We start from the raw sequence: 16806 nt of genomic DNA on the forward strand, positions 1-16806 counted from the left end.
TTGCCGCCAGGATCCTCCTTCCCTAAACCGTCGCGCGAGACTTGAGATCCTCGTTCGGGACCGGCGATGCGCGACCAGCACCCCCTCACCCTCCTGCTGATCGGCTCCGGCGGGCGCGAGCATGCGCTCGCCTGGAAGCTGGCCCAGAGCCCGCTCTGCCGACGCCTGATGATCGCTCCCGGCAATCCCGGCACCGCCGCCCACGGCACCAACCTGTCCCTCGACGTGACCGACCACGCGGCGGTGATCGCCGCCTGCCGGCGCGAGGGCGTCGATTTCGTGGTGGTCGGCCCCGAGGCGCCGCTGGTGGCGGGCCTGGTCGATGCCCTGGCCGAGGCCGGCATCCGGGCCTTCGGACCGCGCGCCGCGGCGGCCCAGCTCGAGGGCTCGAAGGCGTTCACCAAGGAATTGTGCCGGGAATTCGCGATCCCGACCGCCGCCTTCGCGCGCTTCCGCGAGGTCGCGCCGGCGCTCGCCTACTTGCGAGCCGGCCGCGTCCCGGTGGTCGTCAAGGCGGACGGGCTCGCCGCCGGCAAGGGCGTCGTTGTGGCCGAGACCCTGGACCAGGCGGAGGCCGCGGTCGAGAGCATGCTCGGCGGGGGCTTGGGGGCCGCCGGTGCCGAGGTGGTGATCGAGGAATGCCTGGTCGGCGAGGAGGCGAGCCTGTTCGCCCTCTGCGACGGCACCCGCGCCGTGCTGCTCGGGACCGCCCAGGACCACAAGCGCGTCCATGACGGCGACAAGGGGCCGAATACCGGCGGCATGGGCGCCTATTCCCCCGCGCCGGTGCTGACCCCGGCGCTCGAGGCCGAGGTGATGGCGCGCATCATCCGCCCGACCCTCGACGGGATGCGCACCCGCGGCACCCCCTTCTCGGGCATCCTCTATGCCGGGCTGATGCTGACCGCGGAGGGCCCGATGCTGATCGAGTACAACACCCGCTTCGGCGACCCAGAATGCGAGGTGCTGATGCCGCGCCTCGCCTCGGACCTGGTGCCGCTGCTCACCGCCGCCGCCGAAGGCGATCTCTCGGGCGTGACGCCGGACTGGCGCGACGAGGTGGCGCTGACCGTCATCATGGCCGCCCCCGGCTATCCCGGCACCGTCGCCAAGGGCTCGGAGATCCGCGGGCTGTCCGAAGCCGAGGCCGCGGGCGCCCTGGTGTTCCAGGCCGGCACCAAGCGCGACGGCGACCGGCTCGTCGCCGATGGTGGCCGGGTGCTCGCCGTCACGGCGCTCGGCCGCGACGTGCGGGAGGCGCAAGCGAAGGCCTATGCCGCTCTCGACCGGATCGACTGGCCGGAAGGCTTCTGCCGCCGCGACATCGGCTGGCGCGCCGTGGCACGGGAGACCTGAGGGCACGGGAGACCTGAGCCTTATCGTGCGTTAACCTCGGCTCGCCCGCGCCTCGGCGCGGGCCAAAACCGTGGGGAGCGCCCGATGCCCGCCGACCTGTTTCCCGGCTTCACGTCGCACTGGATCGACCTGCCCGACGGGCGCTTCTTCGCCCGGGCCGGCGGCCCGGAGGATGCGCCGCCCCTCGTGCTGCTGCACGGCTTTCCCCAGACCCATGCCTGCTGGCATAAGATCGCCCCAGCGCTCGCCCGCGCCCACCGGGTGATCTGCCTCGACCTCAAGGGCTACGGCTGGTCGGCGGCGCCGGCCGGGGATCCGGCGCACCAGGCCTATTCCAAGCGGCAGATGGGTCGGGAGGTGGTCGCCGTGATGGAGCGGCTGGGCCATGTCCGCTTCGGGCTGATCGGCCATGACCGCGGCGCCCGGGTCGGCTACCGCCTGGCCCTCGACGAGCCGGGCCGCATCGACCGCCTCGCCCTCCTCGACATCCTGCCGACGGTCTCGCAATGGCGGAAGATGGACCGGGAGCCCGGGGCCTACCCGCATTGGCGCTTCCTGGCGCAGGAGCCGCCGATTCCCGAGCATGAGATCGGCAAGGCTCCGATCCCGTACTACGAGGACCTGCTGCGGCTCTGGACCGGCGACGGCACCCTCGACGCCTTCTCCCCCGGCGCCCTCGACCTCTACCGCCAGAGCTGGAACGTGCCCGAGCGCATCCACGCGAGTTGCGAGGATTACCGCGCCGGGGCCGGTCCCGACCGGACCGCCGACGAGGCCGACATCGCCGAGGGCCGCCGCCTCGCCGGCCCGGTCCTGGTGCTGGTCGCCGACCGCTTCGTCGGCCGCGACGGGCTCGATCCGGTGCGGCAGGCCTGGACCGGCACCTTCGCGTCGGACGCCACCACCTTCGAGATCGTCGCCTCGGGCCATTTCGTGGCCGAGGAGAACCCGGGAGCGACGCTCTCTTTGCTGGAACGCTTCCTCACCTCCTGATCTCGGGCCGCCTGACCCAGCGACAGACCCGCGCGGAGCGGGTGACCGCTCCCCGCCCCGGACCGTAGCCGGGGCGCCGCGCCTGCGGCACAACCCCGGCGGGCGCGCGCCGCCCGGGGGAAACATCCGTGGGTCTGATCTACGCGCTCGGCGCCTTCCTGAGCTGGGGCCTCGTCGTCCCGGTTCACTTCCGCCTGCTCGACGGAGTGCCGGCCTGGGGCATCCTCGCCCACCGCATCGTCTGGTCGAGCCTGTTCATCGCGCTGCTGCTTCTCGCCCTGGGCCTGATGCGCCGGGCACCCCGGTTCACGCTGCAGCGCCGCCACGCCTTCCTGCTGCTCTCCGCGCTCATCATCGCGGGCAACTGGTCGCTCTACCTGTGGGCGGTGCAGAACGGGCGAATGCTGGAGGCCAGCCTCGGCTACTTCATCAACCCGCTCGTCAACGTCGCCCTCGGCGCCCTGGTCCTGCGCGAGAGCTTGCGTCCGCTCCAGCTCGCGGCGGTAGCGCTCGCGGCGGTCGGCGTGGTCGCGGCGGTGGCGGCGGCCGGCACCCTGCCCTGGATCGCGCTGGCGCTCGCGGTCAGCTTCGCGGTCTACGGCCTGATCCGCAAGCTGGTGCCGATCGACCCGATCCTGGGCCTCGGCGCCGAGACCTTCGCGCTCCTGCCGATCGCGCTGGCCTATCTCGCGGTCGCGCCGACGCCGCCCGGCCAGGGCACCCGGCAGTGGCTGTTGCTGATGCTCACCGGCGTCACCACCGCAGTGCCGCTGATGTGGTTCGCCGCCGCCGCGTCCCGCCTCAAGCTCTCGACGATCGGCCTGCTGCAATACATCGCCCCGTCCTGCCTGCTGGGCTTGAGCGTGCTCGTCTACGGCGAGGCGCTGCCGCCCTCCCGGGCCCTGGTCTTCGGGCTGATCTGGGCCGGGCTGGCGCTCTACGCCCTCGACGCGGCGCGGCCGCGCCCCGTGGTGGCGCGGGCCCCCGGGGATTGCACAGGCTGACGCAAGCTCCACCGGTCAAGCTTCCCCTGTCCAACCATAATCGCCGGGCTCTCTCGCCTCACGCGACGAATCGGCGGGGGCCCACCATGATCCTGGACGAGGTGAAGACGAGGGACGAGGCTGGGCCGCACCCGATCTGGCTGGTGCTCGGTCCCTGGGCGGTGTTCGCCGTGGTGGTGGGGGGCTTCCTGGCGCGCTGGCTGCCGTGATCCGAAATCCTCGGGACGAGACCTGACGTCCGTGTTTCTCCGTGTCATCCCGGACTCCGCTGCGCGGGCCCGGAATGATGATGGAGCGTGTCAGGTCCGTCGAGAGTCTCGCTGGACCTCGATCACGTCAGCATCTGCAGGTCACCATCCACCGCCAATGCCTGGCCCGAGATGGTCTTGCCCCGCTCGGAGGCCAGGAAGAGGATCTGATCCGCGATCTGGCGAGCGGTGACGTAGTCCTTGATCGAGGCCGCGGCGAAGGCCGCCTGCTCCATCTCGGAGAAGCTGATCCCGCGCTGCTGCGCCTTGGCCTCCAGCACCCGGCGCTGGCGGTCACCGGCGACGATGCCGGGCAGCACCGCGTTGACCCGGACACCGTCGGGCCCGAGCTCCCGCGACAGCGACTTCGTGAAGCCGATCACCGCCCACTTCGCCGCCGCGTAGGGCGTGCGCAGCGGGAAGCCGAAGCGGCCGGCCACCGAGGACAGGTTGACGATCGACGGGTTGGCGCTGGCCCGCAGGAGCGGCACCGCCAGGCGCACGCAGTTGAACTGCCCGGTGATGCAGATGTCGAGGGTGCGGTCCCAATCCTCCGGGTTGATCTCCTCGACGCGCCCGGTCGGCCCGGCGATGCCCGCATTGTTGACCAGGCAATCGAGCCCGCCGAGCGCTCGTTCCGCCTCCGCGAACAGGCGGGCGACGTCGCCGCGCGAGGCCACGTCGGCATAGGTGCCGGTGATGCCGGGGGGCAGCGCTGCCAGGGCGTCGCGGTCGACGTCGCAGACATGAACCCTCGCCCCCTCCTCCACGAAGGCCTGCGCCACTTCGAGCCCGATGCCGCCGGCCCCCGCGGTGACCAGCACCTTCAGGCCGCCCAGTCCCATCTCCATGGTCTTCCTCCTTGTCTAGGGCGCGAGGCGCCCGGTCGTCTCGATGAAGGCGGCGCTGCCGGCGATGTCCGCGGCGAGTGCCGTGCGGGCGCCCTCCGCATCGCCGACGCTCAGCGCCGCCACGAGGTCGGCGTGGTGCGCCTCGGCCCCGCCCTCGGCGAGGCGGCGGGGCGAGGAGCGCATGTCGAGGTTGAGCACCGGGCCGATTCGCAGCCACAGGCCCTCGATGATCGCGATGAGCGAGGGCAGGCCGGCGGCCTCATAGACCGCGAAATGCAGGTCGCGATTGGCCCGCATCGCCCGCTCCAGGTCGGGCTCGGGCGCCCGCACCTCGTGCCGGAACGCCTCGTCGTGCTCCCGGATCGCCGTGAGGTCGCGAGGGCCGACGATTCGCGCGGCCTCCGCCGCCGCGAAGCCCTCGACGGCGATGCGCACCCGGGTCAGCTCACGGAACTTCCCGAGCGTGATGACCGGCACCCGGACCGCCCGGTTCGGCAGCACCTCCAGGGCCTCGTCGGCGACGAGCCGCGACACCGCCTCCCGCGCCGGCATCATCGAGGTGCCGAGCCGCTCGGCGACAGTGCGCAGGGACAGCCGCTCCCCGGGCGCCAGCTCGCCGGCGATCAGCAGGTCGCGCAGGGCGTCGTAGACCTGGGTGCCGAGGGTGATCCGCGCCAGCGGCGCGACGCCGTCCGGGTCGGGGCGCTCGCGCGCCTCCCCTCCATGCAAGTCCCGCCTTTCCAAGCGGACCTCCCCCCCTGCGTTCCCCCTATGGCGCGGACGGACGGTTTGGACCGTCTCGACAGGCGCGCCGTTTGATGCCAGCCTAAGTGTGATCACAGATCACGGCAACCCGAACGACCGTGATGCGATCTCGGGCAGGACACGCACCATGACGCAGGGCTTCACCCCCAAGCGCCACTTGATCACGCGCCGCCGCCTCGTGCAGGGCGGCCTCGCAGCCGGCACCGCGCTCGCGATGCCGGGCCTCGTGCGGGCGCAAGGCGCACAGCCGATCCGCGTCGGCCATCTCACGCCGCGCACCGGCTTCCTCGGGCCGCTCGGCGAATACGCCGTGATGGCCGCCCAGCTGGCCGTCGAGGAGATCAACGCCGCCGGCGGCATCAATGGCCGCAAGGTCGAGCTCCTGACCGAGGATTCGGTCAACCCGCAGACCGCGTCGGGCAAGGCCGAGCGCTACATCGAGCGCGACAAGGTCTCGGCGATCGTCGGCGAGATCTCTTCCGCCTCGGCGCTCGCCATCGGCCAGGTGGCGCAGCGCGGCAAGACGATCTTCCTCAATACCGGCGCCAATTCGGACGCGCTGCGCGGGCAGGATTGCAAGCGCTACATGTTCCACGTCGAGGGCGCCAACTCGATGTATGTCAAGGCGGTCGGCCGCTCGCTGACCGAGCAGGGCCTCGTCAAGGGCAAGCGCTGGTACTCGCTGACCGCCGATTACGCCTTCGGCCACGACCTCCTGCGCGTCGCCAAGGTGTTCATGCAGGGCAACGGCGGCACCTTCGCGGCCGACGAGCTGGTGCCGACAGACGCCACCGACTTCTCCGCCTACCTGATCAAGATCCGGCAGGCGAAGCCCGACCTCGTGATCTCGAACCTCGCCGGCAACCAGATCACCAACTTCCTCAAGCAATACGCCGAGTACGGCCTGCCCTTCCCGGTCGCCGGCTTCGGCTTCGACACCGCGCTCGCCTGGGGTGCCGGGCCCGGCAACTTCGCCGGTACCTGGCCGTGCCTGTGGCACCACAAGGTCGACACGCCCTCCGCCAAGGCCTTCGTCGCCGCCTTCGTCAAGAAATACGGCAAGCCGCCGGAGAACCAGGCCTGGGGCGACTACAACGCGGTCAAGATCGTCGCCAAGGCGATGGCCGACACCCAGTCGACCGAGGGGCCGAAGCTGGTCGAATACCTCGAGAGCGGCGCGAAGTTCGACGTGCAGAAGCCCCGCCCGGGCTATTTCCGCGCCCGCGACCACCAGTTCATCAGCGAGATGTACGCGATCACGGCGCTCCCCGCCGACAAGGTCAAGGACAAGTGGGACCTGTTCACCTCGACCCCGGCGATCCCCGGCCCGAACGAGGACATGGAGGTGCTGGCGCCGACGGCGGAGGAGGCGGCGTGCAGGATGGAGGGGTAGGGGGCCAGCCGCCCGCACCGTGAGCCGCGTCTCCCGATCGAGGGGAGTAGCAACGGTTCGAGCGCATCCCTCCTCTCCCCGCTGGCGGGGAGAGGGCTCCGGCGACCTTGTGGTCGACGGAGCTGGCGGAGGCGTAGCCGGAGCGAGGGTTGAGGGGGTCTCGGCGTGTGACTCCTCCGAAAAACACCTCCTCATCCTCGCCCTGCGGGGCTTGCCGAACCCTCTGCACGAGGGTTCGGCCCTCTCCACCCGCGGGGAGAGGACAAGCCCGCGCTCCATCCTGACTCACGCAGCAATATTCCGATGAATTCGACGTCGTTCGACAGGAACTGACCCCGTGCTCCTCCTCACCCTCGCCGTCGAGCAGGTCGTCAACGGCCTGTTCCTGGGCGCGATCTACCTGCTGATCGCGCTCGGCCTGTCGCTGATCTTCAGCTTAGGGGGCATCGTCAACCTGGCCCACGGCGCGTTCTACGCGATCGGCGCCTACCTGACGATCGTGCTCTCCCCCGCCCTCGGCTTCGGCGGCTCGCTCCTCGTCGCGCCTTTCCTCGTCGCGGTGATCGGTCTCGCGGTCGAGCGGTTCCTCTTCCGCCGCTTCTACCGCGCCGACCCGATCCTCTCGCTGCTCCTCACCTTCGGCCTCGCGATGGTGGCGGAGCAGGCCCTGCGGATGATCTTCGGCGCGCCGCCCCTGCCCTACTCGATTCCGCAGGCCCTGCGCGGGCAGATCTTCGTCGGCGATTTCGTGCTGTCGCGCTACCGGCTCACCATCCTGGCGGCGGTGGTCGTGGCGGTGGCCTGCGTCTGGTTCCTGCTCCAGCGCACCACCTTCGGGCGCGTGGTCCGGGCCGGGGTCCAGAACCCCGACATGGTCGCGGCCCTCGGCATCTCGCTCAAGCCCTACATGGCGACCGTCGTGGGCCTCAGCGTCGGCCTCGCGGCGCTCGCCGGGGTGATGCTGGCGCCGATCTCCGGCGTCCACCCGGCGATGGGCGCGGAAGTGCTCACCGGCGCCTTCGTGGTGGTGGTGATCGGCGGGCTGGGCTCGTTCTGGGGCGTGGTGCTCGCCGCCCTCATCGTCGGGGTCGTCCGCGGCCTGATGGTGCTGGTCTATCCCGGCTTCGCCGAGGCCGCGATCTACGCCCTGATGGCTGTCATCCTGCTCGTCCGGCCTCGCGGCCTCCTCGGCGAGCGCATCCTGCGGTTCGAGTGACGATCATGACCGACCGCAGCGAGAGATTCACCCTGCCGCTCCTGGCGGTTGCCCTCGTGGCCTTGCCGTTCTGCCTCCAGGCGCTCGGGCTCACCCTCACCTCGGCCACCGACGTGGTGGTGTTCGCGGTGGCCTGCATGGGGCTCAACATCCTGGTCGGGCAGACCGGCCTCGTCTCCTTCGGCCACGGCGCCTTCTTCGGGCTCGGCGCCTACGCGGCGGCGATCAGCCAGCGCACCTTCTTCCCCGGCACCCTGCTGCCGCCGACCCTGTTCGCCCTCGCCTTCGTGGCCGCGGCGTCGCTGCTCCTCGGCCTGCTGATCCTGCGCCGGCGCGGCGTCTACTTCTCGCTCCTGACGCTGGCGCTCTCCGCCCTCTCCTTCACCGTGGCCTTCCGCTGGACGGCGCTCACCGGCGGCGAGAGCGGCTATGGCGGCGTCGAGCGCACGCGCTTCCTCGGCCTCGACCTCGACGCCGCCTGGACCTGGTACGGGCTCGTCGCCGTCACCGGCTTCGCGGTCGCCGTCGGGCTCGCGCGCTTCCGCCGCTCACCGGTCGGCACGGTGCTGGAAGCGATCCGCGAGAACGAGCAGCGGGCGCGCTTCCTCGGCTACCCGACCAACCGCTACAAGCTCCTCGCCTTCACGGTCTCGGCCACCGTGACGGGCCTCGCCGGCGTGCTCAGCGTCTTCACCCACCGCTTCGCCTCGGCCGAGCCGCTGGGCTCCGCCTTCTCGGGCGAACTCCTCGCCATGGTGGTGATCGGCGGCATGCGGGGCTTCGCCGGACCGGCGATCGGGGCTCTGTTCTTCATCCTGTTCCGCGAGATGCTGTCGATCTGGACCGCCAACTGGCTGTTCTGGTTCGGCCTCCTGTTCGTCGGCTTCATCCTGTTCTCGCCCGACGGGCTCGTCGGCATCGGCCGGCGGCTGTACCGGATGGTGCGCCCGCCCGCCACCGAGGACGCCGCCATGGCCGGCCGCAAGGCGGGCGCGCCTGAGAACCTGCCGCCCTTCCTGCGGCCCGACGGGATCGTCGACGGCGTGATCCTCGCCGCCCGCGGCATCGCCAAGCGCTTCGGCGGCCTGAAGGCGGTGGACGGCGTCACCATCGCGGTGCGCGACCGGACGCTCCACGCCCTGATCGGCCCCAACGGCGCCGGCAAGACCACAGCCTTCAACCTGATCTCCGGGATGTTCCGGCCCGATTCCGGCACCGTGACCCTCGCCGACCGCTCGATCGCCGGCTTCGCGCCGGAGCGGATCTGCGAGGCCGGGATCGGCCGCTCGTTCCAGATCACCAACCTCTTCCCGGCCCTCACCGTCGAGGACAACATCCGCCTCGCCGTGCAGGGGCGCCGCCCTGGCCGCTTCCACCCGTGGCGCGACGCCCGCGCCGACCGGGAGGCGGCGGCCGAGACCGCCGAGATCCTGCGCTGGCTCGGCCTCGCGGGGCTGGAGCGGGCGGAGGCCGGCTCGCTCTCCTATGGCGGCCAGCGCCTCCTCGACATGGGGGTGGCTCTCGCGACGAAGCCGCGGGTGCTGCTCCTCGACGAGCCGCTGGCCGGGCTGGCGGCGGCCGAGCGCACGCGGATCGGCGACATCATCAAGCGGGTCTCGACCGAGGTGCCGGTCCTGATGGTCGAGCACGACATCGACCGGGTATTCCAGATCGCCGACGCCGTGACGGTGATGAACGAGGGCACGGTGCTGGTCGACGGCACGGTGGAGGATGCCCGCACCAGCCCCAAGGTGCAGGAGGTCTATATCGGCTCCGGCACCGCCGCGATGGCGGCGCGTGCCCGCCCGAGCGCCGCCGAGCCGCAGGTGCTGCTCTCGCTCGAGGGTGTCGACACCTTCTACGGCAAGAGCCACATCCTGTCGGGCGTCACCTTCGACGTGCACGCCCACGAAATCGTGGCGCTGCTAGGCCGCAACGGCGCCGGCAAGTCGACCTGCCTCAAGACCATCACGGGGCTGGCGCCCCACGCCGCCGGGCATATCCGCCTCGGCGACGAGGTCCTCGACGGCCGCTCGGCGGCGGCGATCGCCCGGGCCGGCATCGGCTACGTGCCGCAGGGCCGCGGCCTGTTCGCCGGGATGAGCGTCGCCGAGAACCTGGAGCTCGGCCGGCTCAAGCGCCGCACCGGCAACGGCGTGCACTGGGACGAGGAGCGAGTGCTGTCCTACTTCCCGCGCCTGCGCGAGCGCTGGCGCACCCCGGCCGATTACCTCTCGGGCGGCGAGCAGCAGATGGTGGCGGTGGCCCGCGCCCTCTCCGGCGACGTGCGGGTGCTGCTCCTCGACGAGCCGTTCGAGGGGCTGGCGCCGGCGGTGGTCGAGAGCCTGTTCGAGACGTTCGACGCCTTACGCCGGGAGGTCTCGATCGTCATCGTCGACCACAACCTCGATCTCGCGCTGGCCCTGTCCGACCGCACCGTGGCTCTGGAGCGCGGCCGGGTGATGCATGTCGGCCCATCGCAGGCCCTGCGCGACGACCTCGGCCTTCGCCGACAGGTGCTGTGGCTGTGAGTTCTTGTCTATGATCCGATCCGAGGGAGATTCGTCACCGATGCCAACCGTTGCCATCGTCGGGGCCGGGCTGATCGGCCGGTCCTGGGCCGTGGTCTTCGCCCGGTCCGGGTTCGCCGTCCGCCTCACCGACATCCACCCGGCGGCGCTCGACGCCGCGCCCGGGCACATCGCCGAGGCCCTGCGCCAGCTCGAAGCCTACGGCCTCGTGGCGGACGTCCCGGCGATCCTCGCCCGGATCCGGACCTGCCCGACCCTCGCCGAGGCGGTCGCCGGCGCCGATCTGGTGCAGGAGAACGGGCCGGAGACGGTGGAGGCCAAGCGCGCGCTCTTCTCCGAGCTCGACGCCCTGTGCGGGCCAGAGACGATCCTCGCCTCCTCGACCTCGGCCATCGTCGCCTCGCTGTTCACCGAAGGGCTCGCGGGGCGGGCCCGCTGCCTCGTCGGCCACCCGGTCAACCCGCCCCACCTCGTGCCGGTGGTGGAACTCTGCGGCGCGCCCTGGACCGATCCGGCAGTGATCGACCGTGCCCGCGCCCTCTACGAGGCCGCCGGCCAGGCGACGGTGACGGTGAACCGCGAGGTCGAGGGCTTCGTGCTCAACCGCCTGCAAGGGGCCCTGCTCACGGAGGCCTTCCGCCTCGTCGCCGAGGGCGTGGTGAGCCCGGCGGACCTCGACAAGACGGTCGCCGAGGGCCTGGGCCTGCGCTGGTCCTTCCTCGGGCCCTTCGCCACCATCGATCTCAACGCGCCGGGGGGCGTAGCCGATTACGCCGCCCGCTACGGCGGCTTCTACGGCCGGCTCGCCGCCGATCCGGCGCCCGCCTCGGTGTGGTCGCCCGAGAGCACCGCCCGCATCGTCGCCGCCTGGGACGGCGGCCCCGATCCCGCTCCGCCGACGGAGCGCAGCCGCCGGCGCGACGCGCGCCTCGCGGCGCTCATGGCGCACAAGCGCGCCCAATCTTGAGAGGAACCCCCATGGCCAAGAGAAAAGTCGTCATCACCTGCGCCGTCACCGGGGCGATCCACACTCCCTCGATGTCGCCGCACCTGCCGGTGACCCCCGACCAGATCGCCGAGGCCGCCATCGGCGCGGCGGAGGCCGGCGCGGCGATCGTCCACCTGCACGCCCGCGACCCGAAGACCGGCAAGCCCGACCAGTCGCCCCAGGCCTTCGAACCGTTCCTGAAAGTCATCAAGCAGCGCTCGAACTGCGTGGTGAACCTCACCACCGGCGGCGCCCCGACCATGGGGATCGACGAGCGCCTCGGCCCGGCAGCCCACTTCAAGCCGGAGGTCGCCTCGCTCAACATGGGGTCGATGAATTTCGGCCTCTACCCGATGTTGGAGCGCTTCAAGACCTTCCAGCATGACTGGGAGCAGCCCTATCTCGAGGGCTCGCGCGACCGGATCTTCAAGAATACCTTCGCCGACATCGAGCACATCCTCACGACCTGCGCCGAGAACGGCACCCGGTTCGAGGTCGAGTGCTACGATATCGGTCACCTCTACACGCTGGCCCACTTCGCCGACCGCGGCGTGATCAAGCCGCCGTTCTTCGTCCAGAGCGTGTTCGGCATCCTCGGCGGCATCGGCCAGCATCCGGAGGACGTGCAGCACATGAAACGCACGGCCGACCGGCTGTTCGGCGCCGATTACCGCTGGTCGGTGCTGGGGGCCGGCCGCAACCAGATGACCATCGCCGCGCAGGCGATCGCGCTCGGCGGCAACGTGCGGGTGGGTCTGGAGGATTCGCTGTGGATCGGCCCCGGCCGGATGGCCGAGTCGAACGCTCAGCAGGTCTTGAAGGCGCGCCAGATCATCGAGGGGCTGGGGCTCGACGTGGCGACACCGGACGACGCCCGCGAGATCCTGGCGCTGAAGGGCGGCGACCGGGTGAATTTCTAGCTGATCGATAACTCCGACGCCCAACCCTCCCCTCCTCTGCGGGGGAGGGTGCCCCACGAAGTGGGGCGGGAGAGGGGACGCCGCTTCCGGAGGGGTCGCGCGCTCGATGAAGGGCGCCACGTCCTTCAACGTCGCGCTGCCCCTCTCCCGCCCGGTTCCGCCGGGCGCCCTCCCCCGCAGAGGGGGGAGGGTTCATCCGCGGCGACTGTCGTGCGCGTACCGGCAGCCCGGGTCTACGGCACCATCGCCCCTTGCGTCTCCACGTACACCGCGTAGACCGACGTGCTCGCGGTCATGAACAGCCGGTTCTTCTTCGGACCGCCGAAGCACAGGTTGGCGCAGGTCTCTGGCAGGTGGATCTTGCCGATCAGGTCGCCGGACGGCGTGTAGCAGCGCACCCCGTCCTCCTTCGGGTCGGCCCAACCCATCGAGCACCAGACATTGCCGTCGACGTCGGTCTTCACGCCGTCGGTGAAACCCGGCGAGAACCCTTCCGCGAAGACCCGGTCGCCGGTGAGCCGGTCGCCCTCGACGGTGAAGGCGCGGATATTGGCCCGCCCGCCATGGGTGGCGCCGGAATCGACCACGTAGAGGATCTTCTCGTCGGGGGAGAAGGCGAGCCCGTTCGGCCGGTCGATGCCCTCCGCCGCCACCTTGGCCTGGCCGGTCGCGGGATCCAGGCGGTAGACGCGGGTCGGCAGTTCGGCCTTGTCCTTGTGGCCCTCGTAGAACCCGTCGATGCCGTAGCCCGGATCGGTGAACCAGATCGCGTTGTCGGAGGCCACCACCGCGTCGTTGGGGGCGTTGAGCGGCTTGCCGTCGAACTTGTCGATCAGCACCGTGATCCGGCCGTCGGGCTCAGTACGCGTCACCCGGCGGGTGTCGTGCTCGCAGGTGATCAGCCGGCCCTGGCGGTCCCGGGTGTTGCCGTTCGAGTAGTTCGAGTTGGCCCGGTAGACGCTGACATGGCCGTTCTCAAGCCAGCGCATGATCCGGTTGTTGGGGATGTCGCTCCACAGGAGGTAGCCGCCGTCCCGGAAGTAGACCGGTCCTTCGGCCCAGCGGAACCCGGTGGCGATGCGCTCGATGGCGGCGTTGCCGACCTTGTAGCGGAAGCGCTTGTCCAGCACCTCGACCCGCGGGTCGGGATAGCGGGTGCCGGGCAGGTCGCCGAGGGGCAGCCGGTCGGCCCGCGCCGCGACCGTGGTCGCCGTGAGGGCGGCGGCGCCCGCGAGGACGTCACGTCGATTCATCACTCGTCTCCTCCCGTCCGGTCTTCGCGCCGGACGGGAGGATTGTACGGCAGCGGAGCGCGGTGTCTCGTGGTTTTCTACCGGCCGGCCGCTGTTGTGGCGCTCGGAGGCTCGATGTATATATAACGTGTATATACGGAGGCGTCATGACCGTCGCAAAGCTTTTCATGTCCGGCGGCAGTCAAGCCGTCAGGCTACCGCGGGAGTTTCGCTTCGGCGGCAGCGAAGTCGAGATTTTCCGCCGCGGCAACGAGGTCGTCCTGCGCGAGCGTCCGGCCAATCTCTCTGTTCTCCTTGACATCATCGATAGCATGCCTGCCGACATGCTGACGGATTTGCACGACGAACCGCCGGAGGAGCGCGAGGGCCTGTGACGTCCCGCTACCTGCTCGATATGAATGTCATCATCGCGCTCCGTCGCAGGCGGCCGCCCTCGATCGTCGCGCGATTGAGTTCGCTCCAAATCGGCGAAGCCGTCATGTCGCCGGTGACTTACGGAGAGCTATGCTTCGGCGCGGCGAAGAGCATCGACCGAGACGCCGCCTTCGCGGCCCTCGCCCGGCTGGTTGCCGCGGTGCCGATTGAGATCGCCGAGCCCGAGGAGACCGGCCGCCGCTACGGCGCGATCCGGGCGATGCTCGGGCGGCACGGTCAAATCATCGGCGGCAATGATCTCTGGATTGCCGCGCATGCACTCGCATCCAACCTCACGCTCGTGACCGGGAACGTCGGTGAGTTCAGCCGCGTGCCCGGCCTCGTTATCGAGGATTGGACGGCCCAATAAAGACCGTCCAGGTTCAATCCATCACTTCCGATACGCCTCCCCATCCAGCCCATGCGGCTGCCCCGCCGCCAGCAGGGTCGCCCACACCGGATCGGGCAGCGGTACGCCCTCGGCCAGGCGCTTCGCCCGCGTCCGCCGCTCCGGCTCTCCCGGCAGCAGCACCTCGCCGCCGGGGACCGGCCGGGCGCTCTTGAAGAAGTCGAGATAGGCGCGGGTCTCGCCCACCAGCGCGTCTTCGGAGCCGAAGGCTTGCGGAGTCATGTAGAGCGACAACATCCCGTTGCAGAACCGCCGCGTCCCCGGCCCCGCCGTGCCCGAGCCGGTGAGGGCACCGGCGAGCAATTCGCACATCAGCGCCAGACCCGAGCCCTTGTGCTCGCCGAAAGCCCGGATCGCGCCGGCGCCCTTGAGGTTGTCGCGCTCCGGCCCGTCGAGGGGACCGTACAGGGTCGCGGGGTCGCCGGAGAGGCGCCCGTCCGGCTCGATCAGCACGCCCTCGGGCAGCTTCTTGCCCCCCTGCGAGGCGACCAGCACCTTGCCCTCCGCCACCGCCGACGTGGCGAAGTCGAGGATCACCGGCTCGGCGCCCTGAACCGGGAAGCCCGCCGCGAAGGGGGCGGTCGAGAAGCGCCGGTCGACCGAGCCGAACGGCGCGACGAGGAGGCTGCCCGCCACGTTGACGAAATGCACCGAGACGAGGCCGGCGGCGGCAGCCTGCTCGGCCCACTCGCCGATGCGGCCGAGATGGCCGGCATGGCGCAGCGCCACGATGGCGACGCCGTTCTCGCGCGCCTTGCGGATGCCGAGCTCGGTGGCGAACGGGCCGGCGGTCTGACCGAAACCGTAATGGGCGTCGATCAGGGCGAAGGCCGGGCCGTCGGTCACCACCTCAGGCGTGCGGTCGGCCTCGACCTCGCCCTCGCGCAGCCAGGCGACGTAGCGCGGCACCCGGATCACCCCGTGGCTGTCGTGCCCGGTCAGGTTGGCGGCGACGAGGTAGCGGCCGATCCGCTCGGCCTCCGCCTCCGAGCAGCCCTCGCGCGAAAAGATGTCCCGCACGTAGGCGGTCAGGCCGCGGGCTGAGATCTGCATCGAATCCTCCCGGTTTCTTGGTTCTGGATAATGCCGGAGCGGCCGCGCTCCAGCGCGCGGGAGAATGGCCGCGCCGACGCCCGCGGTCGAGGGCGTCCGGTGCAGATCAGGCCCAGCATTTTTAATCCCAGGGGAATGAACAGGGGGGATGGACATGGCAGCGCTGCCGGTGTCTCATCCGGACCAAGGCCGGGCCTCGAAGCACCGGTCATGTCTCGGGAGGATATTGCCGATGAGGACGACGCGCCGCGTTTTCCTGAAGAGTGCGGCCACGGTCGCGGCCACCGGCCTCGTGGCGCCGTCGATCATCCGGCCCGCAAGTGCCCAGGGCGGTACGGTACGGATCGGCATGGTGCTGCCGGTCACCGGGCCCGGGGCGGATGCCGGCCGCTTCGCCCTCAACGGTGCCAAGATCGCGCTCGAGGCCGTCAACAAGGCCGGCGGCGTGCTCGGCAAGCCGTTGGAGCTCGTCACCGAGGACGACCAGACCACCAATCCGGGCGCGGTGCTGGCCTTCTCCAAGCTCGCGTCCCAACCCGACCTGGTGGCGTTCCTCGGCTCGATCCGCTCGACCCAGAACCACGCCATGGCGCCGGACATCCTCAAGACCGGCAAGCCCGTGGCCTTCGGCGGCACCGATCCGGTGCTGACCCAGCTCGGCAACCCCTGGCTGTTCCGGTTCCGCCCGAACGACAGCTTCTCGGCCCGGGTCATCGCCGAGTACGGCGTCAGCACCCTCAACAAGAAGAAGTGGGCGATCATCCACTCCACCGACGCCTTCGGCACCAGCGGCGCCAAGGCGCTGACCGAAGCGTTGGGCAAGGCGGGTGCGACCGTGGCGCTCGACCAGGGCTACACCAACCAGAGCCAGGACTTCACGCCCGTCGTGCTGGCGATCCGCCAGTCGGGAGCCGACGTGATCGGCTCGTACTTCACCTTCGAGAACGACCTCGGCATCTTCGCCCGTCAGCTGCGCCAGCTCGGCGTGCAGGCGCCCTGGGTCGGCTCGGCCTCGATCGTCAACGTCACGGCGCTCAAGCTCGCCGGTCCCTCGCTCTACAACACCTACGGGGTGGCCGACTACGCCGAGGAATCGAGCGACGCGGCGCGCAACTTCGGCAAGGCCTACCGGGCGGTGATGAAGCTCGCCCCCGACAACCAGTCCTCCTGGACCTTCGACGCCGTGACGGTGCTGGCGAAAGCCATCAACGCCGCCGGCAAGACCGACCCGAAGGCGATCCGCGAGGCGCTGCTCGCCATCCGCGGCCACGAGGGGGCGGAGGGCACCTACAACTTCGACCAGAACGGCGACGGCCTGCACGGCTACAACGTGGTGCGCAACGACAAGGGCAACATCGTCTTCGACAAGCGCATCGACTTCTACAAGGCCTGACCTTTCAGGAAGCCTGACC

The 16806-nt window shown here is 70.6% G+C and carries 16 protein-coding genes; 12 read left to right on the top strand and 4 right to left on the bottom strand.

Features of this window, described 5'->3' with window-relative positions; genetic code table 11:
- Window positions 1-66 precede the first annotated feature (66 nt).
- From purD to MFF64_RS37910, 4 genes are all read left to right on the top strand, one after another.
- A complete protein-coding gene (gene purD, locus MFF64_RS28505; RefSeq protein WP_099899962.1) occupies window positions 67-1356 on the top strand; it encodes a phosphoribosylamine--glycine ligase in 1290 nt (429 codons plus the stop codon).
- Window positions 1357-1440: 84 nt separating this feature from the next.
- Entirely contained in the window at window positions 1441-2349 is a 909-nt protein-coding gene (locus MFF64_RS28510; protein ID WP_099899960.1) for an alpha/beta fold hydrolase, read from the top strand.
- A gap of 128 nt (window positions 2350-2477) precedes the next feature.
- On the top strand, window positions 2478-3353 hold the full coding sequence (gene rarD, locus MFF64_RS28515; RefSeq protein WP_099899958.1) for an EamA family transporter RarD: 876 nt from the start codon (window positions 2478-2480) through the stop codon (window positions 3351-3353).
- A gap of 86 nt (window positions 3354-3439) precedes the next feature.
- Window positions 3440-3562 (top strand): hypothetical protein, encoded by a 123-nt coding sequence (locus MFF64_RS37910; protein ID WP_273557179.1) that lies wholly within the window; start codon window positions 3440-3442, stop codon window positions 3560-3562.
- Between the two features lie 122 nt (window positions 3563-3684).
- On the opposite strand, the gene MFF64_RS28520 is transcribed toward MFF64_RS37910, so the two are convergent.
- Together MFF64_RS28520 and MFF64_RS28525 are read right to left on the bottom strand one after the other, a co-directional pair.
- Window positions 3685-4452 (bottom strand): SDR family oxidoreductase, encoded by a 768-nt coding sequence (locus tag MFF64_RS28520; protein ID WP_099899956.1) that lies wholly within the window; start codon window positions 4450-4452, stop codon window positions 3685-3687.
- Between the two features lie 15 nt (window positions 4453-4467).
- Window positions 4468-5196, bottom strand: coding sequence for a GntR family transcriptional regulator (locus MFF64_RS28525; protein WP_309296467.1), 729 nt, complete (start codon window positions 5194-5196; stop codon window positions 4468-4470).
- Window positions 5197-5344: 148 nt separating this feature from the next.
- Here MFF64_RS28525 and MFF64_RS28530 point away from each other — a divergent pair, with 148 nt between their 5' ends.
- The 5 genes from MFF64_RS28530 (at window position 5345) to kce (ending at window position 12265) form a co-directional block, all read left to right on the top strand.
- Window positions 5345-6610 carry an ABC transporter substrate-binding protein gene (locus tag MFF64_RS28530; RefSeq protein WP_238192944.1) on the top strand — a complete coding sequence of 422 codons (1266 nt, stop codon included), beginning with the start codon at window positions 5345-5347 and terminating at the stop codon, window positions 6608-6610.
- A 337-nt stretch (window positions 6611-6947) separates the two neighbouring features.
- Entirely contained in the window at window positions 6948-7826 is an 879-nt protein-coding gene (locus tag MFF64_RS28535; RefSeq protein ID WP_099901542.1) for a branched-chain amino acid ABC transporter permease, read from the top strand.
- Window positions 7827-7831: 5 nt separating this feature from the next.
- Complete coding sequence (locus tag MFF64_RS28540; RefSeq protein WP_238192945.1) at window positions 7832-10357, top strand: branched-chain amino acid ABC transporter ATP-binding protein/permease; 2526 nt, start codon at window positions 7832-7834, stop codon at window positions 10355-10357.
- 40 nt (window positions 10358-10397) lie between these two features.
- Window positions 10398-11324: a 3-hydroxyacyl-CoA dehydrogenase gene (locus MFF64_RS28545; RefSeq protein ID WP_099907706.1), complete on the top strand. Its 927-nt coding sequence runs from the start codon at window positions 10398-10400 to the stop codon at window positions 11322-11324.
- Window positions 11325-11335: 11 nt separating this feature from the next.
- Complete coding sequence (gene kce / locus MFF64_RS28550; RefSeq protein WP_099907704.1) at window positions 11336-12265, top strand: 3,5-dioxohexanoate:acetyl-CoA acetone transferase; 930 nt, start codon at window positions 11336-11338, stop codon at window positions 12263-12265.
- Between the two features lie 233 nt (window positions 12266-12498).
- Here the strand turns inward: kce and MFF64_RS28555 are convergent, their stop codons facing one another.
- Entirely contained in the window at window positions 12499-13518 is a 1020-nt protein-coding gene (locus MFF64_RS28555) for an SMP-30/gluconolactonase/LRE family protein (RefSeq protein WP_099907702.1), read from the bottom strand.
- 146 nt (window positions 13519-13664) lie between these two features.
- Between MFF64_RS28555 and MFF64_RS28560 the strand changes: the two genes are divergently transcribed.
- Window positions 13665-13892 (top strand): antitoxin, encoded by a 228-nt coding sequence (locus MFF64_RS28560; RefSeq protein WP_099907700.1) that lies wholly within the window; start codon window positions 13665-13667, stop codon window positions 13890-13892.
- Window positions 13889-14302 (top strand): PIN domain-containing protein, encoded by a 414-nt coding sequence (locus tag MFF64_RS28565; protein ID WP_099907698.1) that lies wholly within the window; start codon window positions 13889-13891, stop codon window positions 14300-14302. Before MFF64_RS28560 ends, MFF64_RS28565 begins: the two co-directional genes overlap by 4 nt.
- 21 nt (window positions 14303-14323) lie before the next feature.
- Here MFF64_RS28565 and MFF64_RS28570 read toward each other — a convergent pair whose 3' ends face one another.
- Window positions 14324-15394: a malate/lactate/ureidoglycolate dehydrogenase gene (locus MFF64_RS28570; protein WP_099907696.1), complete on the bottom strand. Its 1071-nt coding sequence runs from the start codon at window positions 15392-15394 to the stop codon at window positions 14324-14326.
- Window positions 15395-15626: 232 nt separating this feature from the next.
- Here MFF64_RS28570 and MFF64_RS28575 point away from each other — a divergent pair, with 232 nt between their 5' ends.
- Window positions 15627-16787, top strand: coding sequence for an ABC transporter substrate-binding protein (locus MFF64_RS28575; protein WP_099907694.1), 1161 nt, complete (start codon window positions 15627-15629; stop codon window positions 16785-16787).
- Window positions 16788-16806: the final 19 nt, after the last annotated feature.

Origin of the sequence: Methylobacterium frigidaeris (assembly GCF_022179185.1) — a bacterium.
GTDB lineage: Bacteria > Pseudomonadota > Alphaproteobacteria > Rhizobiales > Beijerinckiaceae > Methylobacterium > Methylobacterium frigidaeris.

Excerpts from the sequence above, each read along its gene's own strand:
- purD (WP_099899962.1), top strand. The coding sequence starts at position 67 with ATGCGCGACCAGCACCCCCTCACCCTCCTGCTGATCGGCTCCGGCGGG.
- MFF64_RS28510 (WP_099899960.1), top strand. The coding sequence starts at position 1,441 with ATGCCCGCCGACCTGTTTCCCGGCTTCACGTCGCACTGGATCGACCTG.
- MFF64_RS37910 (WP_273557179.1), top strand. The coding sequence starts at position 3,440 with ATGATCCTGGACGAGGTGAAGACGAGGGACGAGGCTGGGCCGCACCCG.
- MFF64_RS28520 (WP_099899956.1), bottom strand. The coding sequence starts at position 4,452 with ATGGAGATGGGACTGGGCGGCCTGAAGGTGCTGGTCACCGCGGGGGCC.
- MFF64_RS28530 (WP_238192944.1), top strand. The coding sequence starts at position 5,345 with ATGACGCAGGGCTTCACCCCCAAGCGCCACTTGATCACGCGCCGCCGC.
- MFF64_RS28540 (WP_238192945.1), top strand. The coding sequence starts at position 7,832 with ATGACCGACCGCAGCGAGAGATTCACCCTGCCGCTCCTGGCGGTTGCC.
- MFF64_RS28545 (WP_099907706.1), top strand. The coding sequence starts at position 10,398 with ATGCCAACCGTTGCCATCGTCGGGGCCGGGCTGATCGGCCGGTCCTGG.
- kce (WP_099907704.1), top strand. The coding sequence starts at position 11,336 with ATGGCCAAGAGAAAAGTCGTCATCACCTGCGCCGTCACCGGGGCGATC.
- MFF64_RS28555 (WP_099907702.1), bottom strand. The coding sequence starts at position 13,518 with ATGAATCGACGTGACGTCCTCGCGGGCGCCGCCGCCCTCACGGCGACC.
- MFF64_RS28560 (WP_099907700.1), top strand. The coding sequence starts at position 13,665 with ATGACCGTCGCAAAGCTTTTCATGTCCGGCGGCAGTCAAGCCGTCAGG.
- MFF64_RS28570 (WP_099907696.1), bottom strand. The coding sequence starts at position 15,394 with ATGCAGATCTCAGCCCGCGGCCTGACCGCCTACGTGCGGGACATCTTT.
- MFF64_RS28575 (WP_099907694.1), top strand. The coding sequence starts at position 15,627 with ATGAGGACGACGCGCCGCGTTTTCCTGAAGAGTGCGGCCACGGTCGCG.